Below are 15,763 nucleotides of genomic sequence, written 5' to 3' on the forward strand. Positions count from 1 at the left end.
TGGGATGATCGCTTAATCATGACCGACCACAGCGGCGACCGCGAAACCGCGCCGCTGACCGCCCTGCTGAATCGCTCGCTCCACTCGTCCGCCGCCGAGCAGACTGGTGATGCGCGAGCCGACGGTGGGCCGAGCGAGGGCGTCGGCGTCGACCTCGATGAGCTGCTCGAGCGGTTCGCCGAGTGGAACTCGGCCCGCGGCATCCGTCTCTATCCCGCGCAGGAAGACGCCCTTCTGCACCTCTTCGCCAGCGATCACGTGGTCTTGTCGACCCCGACGGGCAGCGGCAAGTCGCTCGTCGCGATCGGTGCGCACCTCGCCGCGCTCGCGCAGGGACGCCGCAGCTACTACACCGCTCCGATCAAGGCTCTCGTCAGCGAGAAGTTCTTCGCCCTGGTCGAATTGTTCGGAACGGATGCCGTGGGCATGGTCACCGGCGACTCCGCCGTGAACCCCGACGCGCCCATCATCTGCTGCACGGCCGAGATCCTCGCGAATCGTGCGCTGCGGCACGGCGACGCAGCGGGCGCGGACGTCGTCGTGATGGACGAGTTCCACTTCTACGCCGACACCGAGCGGGGCTGGGCGTGGCAGGTACCGCTCATCACGCTCGAGAAGACGCAGTTCCTGCTGATGTCGGCGACCCTCGGAGACGTCACGGCGCTGAGTGACGATTTCGAGCGCCGCACCGGCCGCGAGGTCGGGTTGGTGACCGGTGTCGAGCGTCCCGTGCCGTTGCACTTCAGTTACTCGCTCGACCCGATCAACGAGACCATCGAAGAGTTGCTCGAGACCCATCGGGCACCGGTCTACGTCGTTCACTTCGCTCAGGCTGCTGCCGTCGAGCGCGCGCAAGCGCTGCTCAGCACGCGGATCATCGGTCGGGAAGCGCGCGATGAGATCGCTGCTGCGATCGGCGACTTCCGCTTCACCACCGGGTTCGGGAAGACGCTCAGCCGGCTCGTGCGCGCGGGTATCGGCGTGCACCACGCCGGGATGCTCCCTCGCTACCGTCGGCTCGTGGAGCAACTGGCCCAGCGGGGGCTCCTGCGCGTCATCTGTGGCACCGACACACTCGGTGTCGGCATCAACGTGCCGATCCGTACTGTGCTCCTCACGAGCCTCACGAAGTACGACGGCACGAAGACACGCCGACTCAGCGCGAGAGAGTTCCATCAGATCGTCGGCCGGGCGGGCCGCGCCGGGTTCGACACTGCCGGAACCGTGGTCGTTCAGGCGCCGGAGCACGAGATCGAGAACGCGCGGGCAATTCGCAAGGCAGGCGACGACGTCAAGAAGCAGCGACGGGTGGTGCGGAAGAAGGCGCCCGAAGGGTTCGTGTCGTGGAGCGAGCAGACCATGCAGAAGCTCATCTCTGCCGAGCCCGAGCCGCTTCGCAGCTCGATGCGGATCTCAGCCGCCATGATCATCAACGTCATCGCGCGCGGTGGCGACGTGCTCGCACACCTCCGACGGCTCGTGTTCGACAATCATGAGCCGCCCGTCCGGCAGTACGCGCTCGCGCGACGCGCGCTCAGCATCGCGCGCACCCTGCGCGCCGCCGACCTGCTGCAGACGGGCGCCGACGGCATCCGCCTCACCGTCGACCTGCAGGAGGACTTCGCCCTGAATCAGCCGCTCTCGCCGTTCGCGATCGCCGCGCTCGAGCTGCTCGATCCGGATGCCGAGACATACGCGCTCGATCAGCTCAGCGTCATCGAGGCCACGCTCGACGACCCCCGCGCCCTGCTCAACCAGCAGCAGTTCATGGCCCGCGGCGAGGCCGTCGCAGCGATGAAGGCTGACGGGATCGAGTACGAGGAGCGCATGGAGCTGCTCGACGACGTGACGCACCCGAAACCGCTCGCCGAACTCCTCGAGCAGGCGTTCGAGACCTTCGCGGCGTCACAGCCGTGGGTGCGTGACTTCGAGCTCTCGCCGAAGAGCGTTGTGCGCGACATGACCGAGCGTGCGATGAGCTTCACCGAGTACGTGTCGCACTACCAGCTCGCGCGCTCCGAGGGCGTGCTGCTGCGCTACCTCAGCGACGCCTACCGGGCCGTGCGCCAGACGGTGCCCGAGAATCTGAAGAGTGAGCGGCTTCGTGAGCTCATCGAGTGGCTCGGCGAACTCGTGCGGCAGACCGACTCGAGCCTGCTCGACGAGTGGGCCGAGCTGTCGAATCCTGCACTCCATGCGGCGCGCGAGGAGGCCATCGTGCCGCCTGCGCCTCCAGCACTCAGCAGCAACGCGCGTGCGCTCCGCGTGCTGGTGCGCAATGAGCTCTTCCGCCGAGTCGAGCTGGCGGCGCTGCGGCGGTACGACGCTCTCGCGGCGCTCGAGGAGCGAGGGTGGTCGGCCGAGCAGTGGCAGGCGGCGCTCGAGCCGTACTGGTCAGAGCATGACTGGATCGGCACGGATGCCGCCGCCCGCGGCCCGGGCATGATCACGATCGATGAGGAGCCGGGGCGCTGGAAAGCACGCCAGACGCTGGCGGACCCGGTCGGCGACCACGACTGGATCATCGAAGCCGAAGTCGACCTGGCGGAGAGCGATCACGCAGGTGAAGCGATCGTCGAGGTAGTCGCCGTCGTGCGCCTGTAGCGGCTCGGGGCGCGGCGTCCGCGAAGCGGGCACGTCGCGCCGGTACGGTAGTCGGCATGGCCAACGATGACCCGGCGCTCCTCGCCGAGGTGCTGCCGGGCACCTGGCACGTGAGCGCCAGCAACCTCCCGGTCTGGGTGAGCGCCGACGCGGCAGGGCTCAGCGTCGAGATCGAGGTGGTCAAGCACGATCCGCTCATGCTTCGGCACCTCATCGTCGTCGAGTCGCGCGACGGCCGCGTGAAGCGCATCGGGGGCGTGGATCGGTGGGTGGGCACCCGCTTCCGCACACGCTCGCGAGCCCTGACCCCGTTCCGCTGGGGCCACTGGCACATCACTGGCATCAGCCCCGACCGCGATCACATCGTGGTGAGGATGGCGAAGCTCCGAGCGCTGCCCGACAGCATTCTCATCTGCCGGCGCGACGGTGTCGAGGTCGACGACTTGCGCGCGACTGTCTCCGCACGCACAGAGCCTCTCGGGCTGAGCCCGGAGGACTTCGCGTCGCTCACTTGGAATTGACGGCTACCCTCGCAGGATGCCCGTTGCTCGTCGCCCCCGGACTGTCTGGCCGGTGTCGTCCATCGCCGTGATGCTCACGGCGCTGGTCCTGGGAGGCTGCACGCCCGCGCACGACGCGGACGTGACTCGCGCGTCGAACGGCTCGGACACCGAGCACCACGGGCTCCTGCCGGTGCCGGAGCCCGCTCACGGACCGGCCCCGCCGGCGGCCGACTTCGCGCGCCAGGCGGTCGATCGCATGACGATCTCAGAAAAGGTCGGTGCGGTGCTGATGCTGCACCTCCCCGGCACCGATCAGACCGCCCTCGCGCATTTCGTCGAGGCAAATGAGCTGTCGGGCGTGATTCTGATGGGCGACAACATGCCCGAGCCATCCATCGATGGCCTGCAGACCGTCACGTCTGGCCTTGCAGACGACGACCTGCCTCCGCTTGTGGCCATCGACCAGGAGGGCGGTGTGGTCGAGCGGGTGCGGCCGGACCCCGGAAAGCCTGCTAGGGAGCTCGCATCGCTTCCGCCTGAGGCGACCGAGGAGAGCTTCCGCGCGCGGGCGGAACTGCTGCGGTCGCTCGGGGTCAACGTGAACTTCGGCATCGTCGCCGACGTGACCGACGACCCCTCCTCGTTCATCCGCTCAAGGGTGCTCGGCGCCGAGCCCACGGCCGCCTCCGACCGCGTCGCGAGGGCGGTCGCGGGGGAGCAGGGCCGGGTGCGTTCGACGCTGAAGCATTTTCCGGGACACGGCGTCGCGGCCGGCGACTCCCACTCCAGCATCCCCTCCACGGGCATCACGCTTGATCAGTGGCGCGACTCGGCAGCGAAGCCCTTCGCCGCCGGCATCGATGCTGGAGCGGAACTGGTCATGATGGGCCATCTCCGCTTCGACGCGATCGACCCCGCACCGGCTTCGATGTCGGCCCGCTGGCACGAGGTGCTGCGTGAAGAGCTCGGCTTCGACGGAGTCATCGTCAGCGACGATCTCAACATGCTGCCCGCCTCAGGCGCCCCGGAGTTCGCTGACGCCGTGACGAACGCGGTCAATTCACTCAATGCGGGCACCGACCTCCTGCTCTTCGTCGGCGGCGTGGAGCCGCAGACCCTGCGCCAGGGGCTCATCGCTGCCGCAGAGACAGGGGCGATCGACGGGAGGCGGCTCGATGAAGCCGCGGAACGCGTGCTCGCGCTGCGGCGGGGGCTCGCGGCATCCGATGGGGTGCTCGTGCACTGCGACGCGTCGTGCAGGCGCGCGATCGGCTGAGGCGTCACGCCGCGTCGGTAGCGCCTACGATCACCTCTCGCACCCGCCGCAGGTCTTCCATGAGCGAGCCGACCACGATCCAATGCGCAGGATCGGGATGCAGCACCACGATCGGCGCGGTCAAGGCGGGGAGCTCGATCGTGGTGCTCGACGACGAGGCCGGGGTGGTGAGCAGGCGCAGGTCGTGGGCGGCGCGTTCGAGCTCAGTGACGATCGCCTGCACTGCGGGTATCTCGGGGAGCGCGCGGTCGTAGTGATCACGCGTCGCTCGGGCCATGCCGAGCACTCTTGTCACGAGGGGGTTCGCGCGTGTGAGCATGGCGAGGTCCTCCTCGAGCCTGCGGCGGTGCCGTCCGCGTCGGGGGTTGAGCATGAGGCTCTCCTCGCCCTTCCGCAGGGCGGTGTCGGCATCGCGCTGCAACTCGCGCAGACGCCGAGCCCGCGCATACATCGCTTCGACGTCGTCTCTGGTGCGCGGTGCGCCAAGGGCCGCAGCGAGGTCGTCGAGCGAGTCGGCGATCGCGAGCACGAGCCGCGTGGTGGCGCGGTGCGCAGGCTCAGTAGCCACCGGTGGCACGATCGCGAGGTTCACCAGCAGTGCGACGAGCGCTCCGATCACCGTCTCGACCACGCGTTCGAGCCCGTATCCCGGCGTCGACCCGAGCGCGAGCACCAGCATCGCGCTGATGGGGATCTGGTTCGACGAGCCCGAACCGAGCTTCAGCGCCCACGCGATGATGAGCGACACCACGATCACCGACAGCACGACCCAGGTGGAGCCGCCGAAGAGCGCGCCCGCGGCTGATGCAAGGAGCACGCCGAGCACCACTCCGACACTGCGCTCGATGCCCTTGGTGATCGATTGGGTCACACTCGGCTGCACCACCAGCAGGGCGGCGATGGCCGCGAAGATCGGAAGCGGTTGGCCGAGCAGCAGATTCGACAGCAACCAGGCCGTCACAGCCGCGAGTGAGGTCTTCAGCACTTGCAGCAGAGGGGAGCGCGTCTCAGCGCGCAGGGTGCTCGCAAAGCCCGGGGCGTCGCTCATCACGTCAGCGTAGATCGCGTCGCGGCATCCCGAGTGGCGCAACTCGGGTCACAATGGAGTGACGGCCCCGTCATTTCGTGCCTGAGAGGCCTCGCAGCGCACGCCGACCCGACGAATCAGGACCACATCGCTGGTGCCAACCCACAGCACTGAACCCGCGGGATTCCGCGACTCCGCGCCCGGCGGCGTCTCAAGCCCCGACCACGCGCCACCCGCGCCGACCGACGACCCCGCGGTGAGCGAGCGCTGGCCGCTGCTCGACCGGATCGCGCACACCCTCGGCCGACGACTCGTCGATGGCCACTCGCTGGGTCTGGAGGTCGGCGGAGACGGCTTCGTCGAAGGCTTCCGCCTGGAGCTCGAGCAACCCGAGGGCGGGACGCAGCAGCAGGTCGTGTACCTCGAGACGCGGCCCGAATCCGTGCAGCGCGACGGCGTGCTGAGTCTGCGCGACGTCGACGGCACCTCGGTCGCGGTGTGGCTGTATCCGCGCGATCCCGAGCTGCCCGCCCTTCCTGCCGCGGTCTATCCGGAGTCGGCTGCGGGGCTGCTGGCCAATATGGGCGTGCTGTGCCGTGAGCTGACCCTCTCGCTGATTGCCTACCGGCCGGGGAAGCGCGCTGTCGTGCGGGCGGAGGCCGAGGGCGTGGACGCATTCCTCAAAGTGTTCGCCCCGCGCTCGACCGCCGCTCTCGTCGAGAAGTACACCACCTGGCACGAGTCGGGCCTGCCTACGCCGAGGCTGCTGGGCTGGAGCGACCGAGGCCTGATCGCGTTCGCGGCGCTGCCTGGCGCGACCGCAGCGGCGAGTCTTGACCGCATCGACGACCACGACCGCTTCCTCGATGAGATCGTGGCGCTGCAGCGAGCGATCGCCGCGGTTCCAAGCGCCCAGCTCGCCCGACCCTCCCTCGCGACTCGCGTCGACTGGTACGAGCAGCGGCTGGCAGCACTCATGCCGGAGCACAGCGCGAGCATCGGCACCGTGGGGCAAGTGGTCGCCCGCACGCTGGCTGCCACGCCTGCTGCGCTTCCTGTCACGGTGCACGGCGATCTGCACATCGGCCAGGTCTTCATCGATGGCCGGGGCGACGTCTGCGGCGTGCTCGACATCGATACGGCGGGTCTCGGCGACCCGGCAGACGATGCGGCCGCGTTCTACGCCCATCTCGTGGTCACGGCCCTGTATCACCGCGATCAGCCGCGTCTCGCCGCGACAGCGTCCGAACTGGCGTCGCGTTGGATCAGGCGGTGGCCCAAGGCAGACCGGTCGTTCGCGTTGCGCGCGAAGGCCATCGCGGCGACGCATCTCCTCGCGCACGCGCTGAGCGATGCGGTGCCCCGCGAGTACCTGCTGCACGCCGCCGGAATTCTCGCGGCCGAGTTGCAGCAGGAGGCGGTCGTCCAGGCGGACTGACCCCAGCCGGGATGACTGCTTACGCGATCAGTTCGGCGTTGCCGGCAGAATGCCCAATTCCTCGAGGTGATCGGCGAGACCTGCGCCGTCCGGAGCCCAGATCCAGGGGGCGCGGTCGTCGCGAGGCTCGCTCTTGTGCCGACCTCCCGCGAGCACTGCCTCGGAGGGCGAGAGTCGGCGGATGGCGATGGCCGCCACGGCATCCGGATGCTGCTCTGCGAAGTCGCTGTACAACGACTCGTCGTGCTGGCCATCGTCGCCGATCAAGAGCCACTTGAGGTCAGGGAACTCTTCGGCCAGACGCTCAAGGTTCTTCTGCTTGTGCGCACGGCCGCTGCGGAACCACCGGTCGTGCGTCGGACCCCAGTCGGTCAGCAGCAGCGGCCCCGGGGGGTACATATTGCGGTCGAGGAACCGGCCGAGCGCCGGGGCGACGTTCCACGCTCCGGTCGAGAGGTAGATGAACGGAGCCTCGGGGTGAGCCTGGGCGAGCCGGTCATACAGCACCGGCATCCCGGTCACCGCGCGACGGGCATGCTCATGCACCACGAAGGCGTTCCAGGCCGCGAGCAGCGGTCGGGGGAGCGCGGTGACCATGACGGTGTCGTCGACATCGGAGAGGATGCCGAGGCGCGCCTGGTCGTCGACGACGTACACCGGTGCCACCACCGGTTCGGTGTCGTTCGTTCTGATCGTCAACTGCTGCCAGCCGGCCTGCAGCGTCGATTCGAGCCGTGCGTCGATCACGCCGCCGCGGTCGGCGAGGAGCTCCACCTCGACGCCGTCGATGTCGACGATGACTGGAGTGTCGCCGACGGGGATGCTGAAGAACGCGCGCCAACCGCGAACCTTGCGGTAGCGCTCGGTATCAGCGGCATCCGGTCTGGTGAGCACGACCCGGCACAGCACGCGCACCCAGCCTGGACGGTCGTTCGCGGTGCGCCCATACGCGGTGTAGGGGATCACCGTCGTGACCAGGCCACGGCGCCGACCGCGGCGGAGCCGGAACCGGTGGAACCGGTCCTCCATGCGCGCGGCCCAGTGCATGATCGGGCCCTGCTGCCCACGCATCGCCTTCGACGTTCTGGCTCTGGGCATTGCCCAAGTCTCGCATGAGTGATCCGAGCTCGACGAACCCGCGTGGCGCGCCTCGAACTCTCAGCCGTAGCCCCCTGTCGCCCCAGAACTGGGGATGTATATTTTCCTCACAACGATAGGAGTCTGCGGTGCCCCAACAGCATTCCGTCGAAACCCGAACGAAGAAGGCCTCTGCCGCCCGCAACGAGGCCCTCATCAGGAATGAACCCGTCCAGGCTCGAAGCGCCGCCCGATTGGACGCGCTGCTCGACGCGGCCGCCGCCGTGGTCGACGAGATCGGGTACGAGCGGCTGACGACCGCCATGGTGGCCGAGGGTGCGGGCGCTTCGATCGGCACGGTGTACCGGTACTTCCCGGATCGCATCGCTGTGCTGCAGGCGCTGTCGCAGCGCAACCATGACAGGCTGCTCGCGCGTCTCGACGCTGTGCTCGCCGATGAAGGCCACGGCGACTGGGACGAAGCGCTCACGGCGGTGTTCGACGCCCTCGCCGACGCGTTCCGCACCGAGCCGAGTTTCGCATCGCTGCGCGTGGGCGACGTGCTCGATCTGCGCCCGCCCGCCCATGACGCGACCGCCTACGACCGCATCGCCGACGAGACGCTCGACCGCATCGCCTCATCGTTCGGACTGACGATCAGCGACGATGCGCGCTTTGACTTCCACGTGTGCCTCGCTCTGGCCGATGCCCTGCTCGGTCGTGCGTTCGCACGCGACCCGAAGGGCGACAAGCGGCACCTCGAGGCTGGACGCACGCTGATGTCAGCGGCGATGCAGCGGCATCTCGGCGGGTCTGTCAAGCGCTGAACCCGGTCGACGGCTCGCTCGGTGAGCGGTTGCTGAATCACCCTTGCCCGGGACTCGGCCGACCATCCTCCTCAGAGGGTGAGTCGCTGCTTGTCGCAGTGTCGGCATCCGCCTGGCCCACCGGCTTGCTTTCGCCGGTGACGGGGTCGACCACCACGAGCATGTGCCGGTTCGCACTTCGGGAGAGCGCCCGCTTCACGAGCAGGACGACGACGAAGAAGACGATCAGGATGCCGGCGAGCACATAGCCCGCGAAGTGCAGCTGCTTCGAGATCAGCTCGCGCGTCACGTTCCCGGCGGTGGCGCCCACCGTGACGTACACGAACGCCCACAGCACGCACGCGGGCGTCGTCCACGCCATGAAACGCCGGTATCGCATGGTGCTCATGCCGACCGTGAGCGGGATGAGCGAGTGCAGCACCGGGAGGAACCGCGAGATGAACACCGCGATGCCGCCGCGACGGTCGAGATACTGCTGGGCGCGCACCCAGTTCGACTCGCCGATTCGACGGCCGAGCCTGCTGCGGCGGATCCAGGGGCCGAAGTAACGGCCCAGTGCGAATCCGACGCTCTCCCCGATGAGCGCCCCCACGATCACCGCCAGCATGAGCGCGACATACATCACAGGGTTGACCAGGGGGTTCTCGGTCGCGAGCGCTGCGACGACCACGATCGAGTCGCCGGGCACGATGAGCCCGATGAGCACCGACGTCTCGAGCATGATGCCGACCCCCGCCAGCACGACGCGCAGCACCGGATCGACACTGTCGACGAGCTGCAGCAGCCACGAGAGGGCGTCGTTCACGCCACGAGCCTAGCGGCGGCATCCGAGCGGGTCACAGAGCCGATTTCGCGCCAGAACCAGCGCGGGCCGCCAGTTGAGTCCTTCTCAGGTAACAGTGCTGTAACGTCTTGAACCCTGCTCACTACCGGTAGAACGAGCTGTTCTGCCGCAGAATCATGCGGAATCCGGCAGAGTTCGCTCCGATCCGGCAGGACTAGAGGCCGCTCGAACGGCTTGCTACGGTGGTTGCGCTCCGGGCGCGGACCAGAGGTTCGCGGTGAGGAGCACCCGCCCCAGGCCGCGACCGGTGCCACCGCGCCGTGCGTATGGTCGGGAACAGCGCGGGCTCGCTACCGAATGCGCGCCCTAGACGCACTGCCTGTTGCTCTTCCGGGCTGGTGCGCCGCAGTCCTGACCCGGACCGCCGACTCAGCACCGACGCCGTCGCGTCGGTACGGAGCATTGTGACCGAAGACATCGCCCTGAAAGCAGATGGTCTCTACAAAGTGTTCGGGCGCCGCCCGAAGGATGCCGTCGAGCAGCTTCGCCGTGGAGTAGCCCGCGACGAGCTGCGCGACGTGACCGCCGCCGTCATCGACGCCGGCTTCGAGGTTCGCCGCGGAGAGATCTTCGTCGTGATGGGACTGTCGGGTTCCGGCAAGTCCACGCTCATCAGGATGCTCAACGGGCTGCTCGAACCGACCGAGGGCAGCGTGACGATCGCCGGAGAGCGCGTCACCGGCGCTACCGGCGCCGAACTGCGCGGCATCCGGCGCAAGCGCGTCTCGATGGTGTTCCAGCACTTCGCGCTGCTGCCGCACCGCACCGTGCTCGACAATGTGGCGTACGGGCTGGAGATCCAGGGGATCGGCAGGCCGGAGCGTCACGAGCGAGCTCGGCAGATCATCGAGCTCGTCGGGCTGGCCGGCTGGGAGCAGAAGCTGCCGTCGCAGCTCTCGGGCGGAATGCAGCAGCGCGTCGGGCTCGCCCGCGCCCTCGCCGCGGACACCGACGTGCTGCTCATGGACGAGGCGTTCAGCGCTCTTGACCCGCTCATCCGTCGAGAGATGCAGGAGCAGCTCGTCGAGTTGCAGAGCCAGCTCGGCAAGACGATCGTGTTCATCACTCACGACCTGAACGAGGCGATGTTCCTCGGTGACCGGATCGCCGTCATGCGCGCGGGCCGGATCGTGCAGATCGGCACACCCGAGGAGATCCTCACCGATCCGGCCAACGACTACGTCGCGCAATTCGTGCAAGACGTCGACCGGTCGCGCGTGCTGACCGCCGCCAGCGCCATGGAGCCGCCGAGGTCGGTGGTGCCGGTCACGGCCGGCCCCCGAGTGGCCTTGAAGACCATGCGCGATCTGCAGACCTCAGCCGCCTTCGTGATCGGGCGAGACCGAGCGCTTCGGGGCGTTGTGCGCGATCGCGATGCCATGCGACTGGTCCGCCGCGGTTCGAGCGATCTGGCCTCGATCATCACCGATGACTACGCGGTCGTCACGCAGGATGCCGCGCTGAACACGCTGCTCGAACCCTCCGTCGAGAGCGCTCTGCCCGTCGCCGTGGTCGACGAGCGGAACCGTCTTGTCGGGGTCGTGCCCCGAGTGACGCTGCTCGCTGCGCTCGGCAATGTGTCGAGCAACACCAGCGAGATCCCCGCTGTGGAGCCTCCGCCCACGGTGCCGGTCGACACGATCGACGCGGTGCTCGCCACCGACCAACAGGGTGACGACAGGAAGGGGGTGCTCGCATGAGCGACCTGAGGATTCCCCTCGGCGAATGGGTCGAGACGATCGTGCGCGGCATCATCGCCGCCGTCCCCGGCATCTTCGACGGCATCCGCACCGGCTTCCTCGCGTTTTACGAGGGGCTGGATTGGCTGCTCACGACGCCCCCCTTCTGGGTCGTGATCGCGGTGTTCGTGCTGATCGCCCTGGCCGTGAAGGGCTGGAAGTTCGCGCTCGGCACAGCGGTCGGCTTCATGCTGATCGTCGCCGTCGACCAGTGGACCACCGCAATGGAATCGCTGGCGCTCGTCGTCGTGGCCGGTGTCATCGCTGTCGCGCTGGCGATCCCGCTCGGCATCCTTGCGGCGAAGTCGGATGTCGCCTCGCGCATCATCCGCCCGGTGCTCGACTTCATGCAGACCATGCCCGCCTTCGTGTACCTCATTCCGGCGCTCATCCTCTTCCGGGTGGGCGTCACACCGGGCATCGTGGCGACGATCATCTTCGCGCTCGCGCCTGGAGTGCGGCTCACCGAGCTCGGCATCCGCAGGGTCGACAGCGAGGTGGTCGAGGCCGGGCAGGCGTTCGGCTCGTCGCCAGGGCGCATCCTGCGTCAGATCCAGCTGCCGCTTGCGATGCCGACCATCATGGCCGGCGTCAACCAGGTGATCATGCTGGCGCTGTCGATGGTCGTCATCGCCGGCATGGTCGGCGCCGGCGGACTCGGCGGTCAGATCGTCGCGAGCCTCAACCGCATCGACATCGCGCTCGGCTTCGAAGCGGGCCTCTCCGTCGTGATTCTCGCCATCTTCCTGGACCGGCTCACCGCGGCGCTCGGCGCCAACCAGACCGTGCTCGGCAAGCTCATCGATGCGGCCGCGAAGCGTCGCCGCGCCGAGCGGGCAGGTGGCTCGGCGCCCGCTGACCGCGTGGTGGACGGCGAAGCGCCAGTCGACGAGGTCGAGGTCGCGACCGCCTCGCCGCGGCGCGCCCCCACCGCCTTTTGAACTCGCGGATGCCTCGGCATCCGTGAACCGTGTGCGCAGAGATCCTGCGTGCCGACCGTCACCAAAGCCGTCTCCTGACGGCCAGAAAGGACGACCCATGAAGAAGCGCATGACGTCGCTCATCGCAGCGGGAGCCATCACGGCGCTCGCACTGACCGGCTGCAGCAGCAGCGGCACCGGAACCGAACCCGGTGCGGACAGCCAGACAGGCGACAAGACCGACATCACGATCGCCGTGTTCAACGGCTGGGACGAGGGCATCGCCGTCTCCGAGCTCTGGAAGGCGATCCTCACCGAGCAGGGCTATGACGTCACGCTCGAATACGCCGACCCGGCGCCGGTGTTCGTCGGACTCTCGGAGGGCGACTACGACGCGACGTTCGACGTCTGGCTGCCCGAGACCCACGCCAGCTACCTCGAGGAGTACGGCGACAAGATCGCCGATCTCGGCGCCTGGAACAACGAGTCCAAGCTGACCCTCGCGGTCAACGAGGACGCGCCGATCGACTCGCTCGCCGAGTTGGCGGAGCACGCAGACGAGTTCGGCAACCGCATCATCGGCATCGAGCCGGGTGCGGGCCTCACCAAGGCCACCGAAGAGCGGGTCATTCCCGGGTACGGGCTCGAGGGCATGGAGTACATGACCTCGTCGACCGCTGCGATGCTCACGGAGCTCGAGACCGCCATTGCGAACGGCGAGAACATCGTCGTCACGCTGTGGGAGCCGCACTGGGCGTACGGGGCGTTCCCCATCCGCAACCTCGAGGACCCGGAAGGCACACTCGCCACGGTGGAGAGCATCCACACCTACGGCAAGGCCGGCTTCGCGGACGACTTCCCGCAGCTCGCCGAGTGGCTCGCCGACTTCGAGATGGACCTCGACACGCTGTACTCGCTCGAGAAGGCGATGTTCGTCGACTACGACGGCAGCGACTTCGGTCCCATCGTCGAGCAGTGGATCGCCGACAACCAGGAGTACGTCGACAGCCTCACGAGCTGACGTCTCGAACCACACCGAGATCAACGGTGGCCGGGCCCGCGAGGTGCCCGGCCACCGCTGTCGGGGACGGGTTCACAGCGGCCTCAAGCGGGCTCGCGCGCATCGTCGCGGCAGCGGTCTCTGCTGCAGCGATCGCTCCTCCAGCGGTCTCTACTGCGGCGGTCGGCGCAGCGGACGACGCAACGAGCCGAGGGCCGCGCGCCACGCCTCGAGGCGCCCGGGCTGTTCGGCTGAGCGAGGTCCGTCTTGCCACTCGGTCACGATGCGCAGACCGTGCAGCGCATTGAGCGTCCAGATCTCCAGCCCGTCGAGTTCCTCGGGCGACGCGAGTTCCTCGCGCACCTCCGCCCCCCGCGCGGCCGCGACGGTGCGCAGCACTCGGGCCGTGACGCTGGCGACGCGCGGCAGTCGCTGGTCGGGGAACACCATGGCGTCGCCGCGCCACCACATCACCGCGCTGGTGGCGCCGTCGATCACGGCGCCGGTTGACGCGTCGGTGAACATCGCCTCGTCCGCGCCGCTGGCACGCACTGCCGCGTTCGCCGCTGCCAACCGACCGATGTCCGGGCCCTTGACAGTCGGTGCCATCCTCGGGTCGGCTCCGCTCCATGTGCTCAGCACGACGCTGCGTCGCAGCTCTGGTGCGGGTCGCAGGCGCCATCGGAGTCGGAGGTCGGCCACCGACACCGACACCGGCGTCGCCGCGGCATCTTCGACAGCATCCGCGCCGGGGCCGATCGAGCGGGCGACGAGTTCAACGCGTGGAAACCATTGCTCCTGCTCAGGAATCGACTCGAGCAGCGCGTCGAAGAAGGCATCGACGTCGAGCGCAGGCTCCTCCGAACCGTGCGGCGGGTGGCCCGGTTCGACCGCATCGACGACGTTCGCCACAGCGGTGGAGAAGCGCTCGCGGTGCAGTTCGACCGCCAGCGCTGCCCCTTCGGTGACCAACCAGGAGTCGGCTGCCAGCAACGGCAGCTCGCGGTGCGGCGCGGAGCGGAACCCGTCACCGGTCCACTCGAAGAGGTCGTGCTCCGGCGCGCTCATAGTCTTAGCGTATGCGTCCGCCACTGCTCGCCTGGGAGGTCACCGGCGGCATCGACTCCGCCGCGCTCTTCGAGGCCATCGCGGAGGCGCACGACGACGTGTTCTGGCTGGACAGCGGCCCGGATGCCGCGGTTGGGCGAAGTGTGCTCGGCTGGTCTGCTGACCGGTATGTGAGCACTGAGCCGAACGCCAGCGACTTCGCGGCGCTTCGGGAGCGGTTACGACGGGTGCCTCGCGCCGAGGACGGCAGCGCGGACGTGAACGAGTCGCCGCGCGGTTCCTCGCTCGCGGCCGTTGGTCGCGACGACACGGCGTTGCACGTGCCGGGTCTGCCGCTCGGCTGGGTGGGGTGGCTCGGTTATGAGCTGCGGGCCGTGACGACGGGGGAGCGGCAGCGCCATGCGCTCCGGCATCCGCCCCTCGCCCTGCTCTGGGTCGACCGCGCTGTCGTCGTCGATCATGAGTCCGGCCGCGTCTGGCTCGTCGCGATCGGGCACGAGTGGGATGCCGAGCTGGCGCAGTGGCGAGCCCAGACGCTCGAGCACATCGAGACTTCGCGCTCGAAGGCCCGCGCCGGGCCACCGGTGCCGACGCGCACGTCTTCCCGCCCGCTGGTTCGGTGGCGGCATTCGGATGCCGAGTACCTCGACCTCATCGAGCAGTGCCGCGCCGCGATCCGCGCCGGCGACGCGTACCTGCTGTGCCTCACCAATGAGGCGACGGTCGACGGGCATTTCGACGCGGTCGCCAGGTATCTCGCGGTGCGCCGGGCCAGCCCCGCGCACCACGGAGGGTTCGTCCGGATCGGAGGCGTCTCGTTGCTCAGCGCGTCGCCGGAGCAGTTCCTGCTCGTCACCCCCGACGGCTCGGTCGAGACGCACCCGATCAAGGGAACGCGTCGTCGAGGCGCCACGGCGCTCGAAGACGAGCGGCTGCATCGCGAGCTTCGCGACAGCGAGAAGGAGCGCGCCGAGAACCTCATGATCGTCGATCTGATGCGCAACGATCTGCAGCGCGTGTGCCGCGTCGGTTCGGTCGCGGTGCCACGGCTGCTCGCGATCGAGAGCTATGCGCAGGTGCACCAGCTCGTCAGCCGCGTGCGCGGATGCCTCGCGGAAGGCCTCGATGTCATCGATGTCGTCATGGCGTGCCTGCCCGGCGGATCGATGACGGGCGCACCCAAGCTCAGCGCCACCCGCATCATCGACCGGCTCGAGGACGGGCCGCGCGGCATCTACTCCGGAGCGTTCGGCTACCTCGGCGCCGATGGAAGCGCCGACCTCGCCATGGTGATCCGCTCCATCGTGATCGATGGAGCCGGTGCAACGGTGGGCGCAGGAGGCGGCATCACAGCGCTCTCGGATGCCGCGGCCGAGCTCGAAGAGGTGAAGCTGAAGGCGGCGCCGCTGCTCGCGAGCCTCGGTGCCGCTCGACACTAAG

General features: G+C 68.6%; 13 protein-coding genes. 9 read left to right on the forward strand and 4 right to left on the reverse strand.

The genetic code is table 11. The features are described 5' to 3' along the window. Nucleotides 1–18: 18 nt before the first annotated feature. From QF206_RS02830 to QF206_RS02840, 3 genes are read left to right on the forward strand one after another with little or no spacing between them, the layout of a single operon-like run. Nucleotides 19–2,604: a DEAD/DEAH box helicase gene (locus QF206_RS02830; protein ID WP_281487678.1), complete on the forward strand. Its 2,586-nt coding sequence runs from the start codon at nucleotides 19–21 to the stop codon at nucleotides 2,602–2,604. A 56-nt stretch (nucleotides 2,605–2,660) separates the two neighbouring features. Then, nucleotides 2,661–3,125, forward strand: coding sequence for a hypothetical protein (locus tag QF206_RS02835; RefSeq protein WP_281487679.1), 465 nt, complete (start codon nucleotides 2,661–2,663; stop codon nucleotides 3,123–3,125). A 52-nt stretch (nucleotides 3,126–3,177) separates the two neighbouring features. Then, the gene (locus tag QF206_RS02840; RefSeq protein WP_281487680.1) at nucleotides 3,178–4,383 is read left to right on the forward strand and encodes a glycoside hydrolase family 3 N-terminal domain-containing protein; all 1,206 of its coding nucleotides are present in this window, start codon (nucleotides 3,178–3,180) and stop codon (nucleotides 4,381–4,383) included. Nucleotides 4,384–4,387: 4 nt separating this feature from the next. Here the strand turns inward: QF206_RS02840 and QF206_RS02845 are convergent, their stop codons facing one another. Next, on the reverse strand, nucleotides 4,388–5,431 hold the full coding sequence (locus QF206_RS02845; RefSeq protein WP_281487681.1) for an FUSC family protein: 1,044 nt from the start codon (nucleotides 5,429–5,431) through the stop codon (nucleotides 4,388–4,390). 133 nt (nucleotides 5,432–5,564) lie between these two features. On the opposite strand from QF206_RS02845, the gene QF206_RS02850 reads away from it, so the two are divergent. Then, entirely contained in the window at nucleotides 5,565–6,848 is a 1,284-nt protein-coding gene (locus QF206_RS02850; RefSeq protein WP_281487682.1) for a phosphotransferase family protein, read from the forward strand. Nucleotides 6,849–6,875: 27 nt separating this feature from the next. Here the strand turns inward: QF206_RS02850 and QF206_RS02855 are convergent, their stop codons facing one another. Then, nucleotides 6,876–7,946 (reverse strand): App1 family protein, encoded by a 1,071-nt coding sequence (locus tag QF206_RS02855; RefSeq protein WP_281487683.1) that lies wholly within the window; start codon nucleotides 7,944–7,946, stop codon nucleotides 6,876–6,878. A 128-nt stretch (nucleotides 7,947–8,074) separates the two neighbouring features. On the opposite strand from QF206_RS02855, the gene QF206_RS02860 reads away from it, so the two are divergent. Beyond that, complete coding sequence (locus QF206_RS02860; RefSeq protein WP_281487684.1) at nucleotides 8,075–8,752, forward strand: TetR/AcrR family transcriptional regulator; 678 nt, start codon at nucleotides 8,075–8,077, stop codon at nucleotides 8,750–8,752. A 37-nt stretch (nucleotides 8,753–8,789) separates the two neighbouring features. Here QF206_RS02860 and QF206_RS02865 read toward each other — a convergent pair whose 3' ends face one another. After that, nucleotides 8,790–9,557, reverse strand: coding sequence for a DedA family protein (locus tag QF206_RS02865; RefSeq protein WP_281487685.1), 768 nt, complete (start codon nucleotides 9,555–9,557; stop codon nucleotides 8,790–8,792). Between the two features lie 443 nt (nucleotides 9,558–10,000). Here QF206_RS02865 and QF206_RS02870 point away from each other — a divergent pair, with 443 nt between their 5' ends. The 3 genes from QF206_RS02870 (at nucleotide 10,001) to QF206_RS02880 (ending at nucleotide 13,276) form a co-directional block, all read left to right on the forward strand. Further along, nucleotides 10,001–11,296: a quaternary amine ABC transporter ATP-binding protein gene (locus tag QF206_RS02870; RefSeq protein ID WP_281487686.1), complete on the forward strand. Its 1,296-nt coding sequence runs from the start codon at nucleotides 10,001–10,003 to the stop codon at nucleotides 11,294–11,296. Next, complete coding sequence (locus QF206_RS02875) at nucleotides 11,293–12,276, forward strand: ABC transporter permease (RefSeq protein WP_281487687.1); 984 nt, start codon at nucleotides 11,293–11,295, stop codon at nucleotides 12,274–12,276. The genes QF206_RS02870 and QF206_RS02875 overlap by 4 nt, the downstream gene beginning before the upstream one ends. 97 nt (nucleotides 12,277–12,373) lie before the next feature. Beyond that, nucleotides 12,374–13,276 carry a glycine betaine ABC transporter substrate-binding protein gene (locus QF206_RS02880; protein ID WP_281487688.1) on the forward strand — a complete coding sequence of 301 codons (903 nt, stop codon included), beginning with the start codon at nucleotides 12,374–12,376 and terminating at the stop codon, nucleotides 13,274–13,276. 150 nt (nucleotides 13,277–13,426) lie between these two features. Here QF206_RS02880 and QF206_RS02885 read toward each other — a convergent pair whose 3' ends face one another. Continuing rightward, nucleotides 13,427–14,323, reverse strand: a complete 897-nt coding sequence (locus tag QF206_RS02885) for an aminotransferase class IV (RefSeq protein ID WP_281487689.1) — start codon at nucleotides 14,321–14,323, stop codon at nucleotides 13,427–13,429. A gap of 11 nt (nucleotides 14,324–14,334) precedes the next feature. Here QF206_RS02885 and QF206_RS02890 point away from each other — a divergent pair, with 11 nt between their 5' ends. Next, nucleotides 14,335–15,762 (forward strand): anthranilate synthase component I family protein, encoded by a 1,428-nt coding sequence (locus tag QF206_RS02890; protein WP_281487690.1) that lies wholly within the window; start codon nucleotides 14,335–14,337, stop codon nucleotides 15,760–15,762. Nucleotide 15,763: the final 1 nt, after the last annotated feature.

The organism is Ruicaihuangia caeni (assembly GCF_029952955.1).
GTDB classification, from domain to species: domain Bacteria; phylum Actinomycetota; class Actinomycetes; order Actinomycetales; family Microbacteriaceae; genus Ruicaihuangia; species Ruicaihuangia caeni.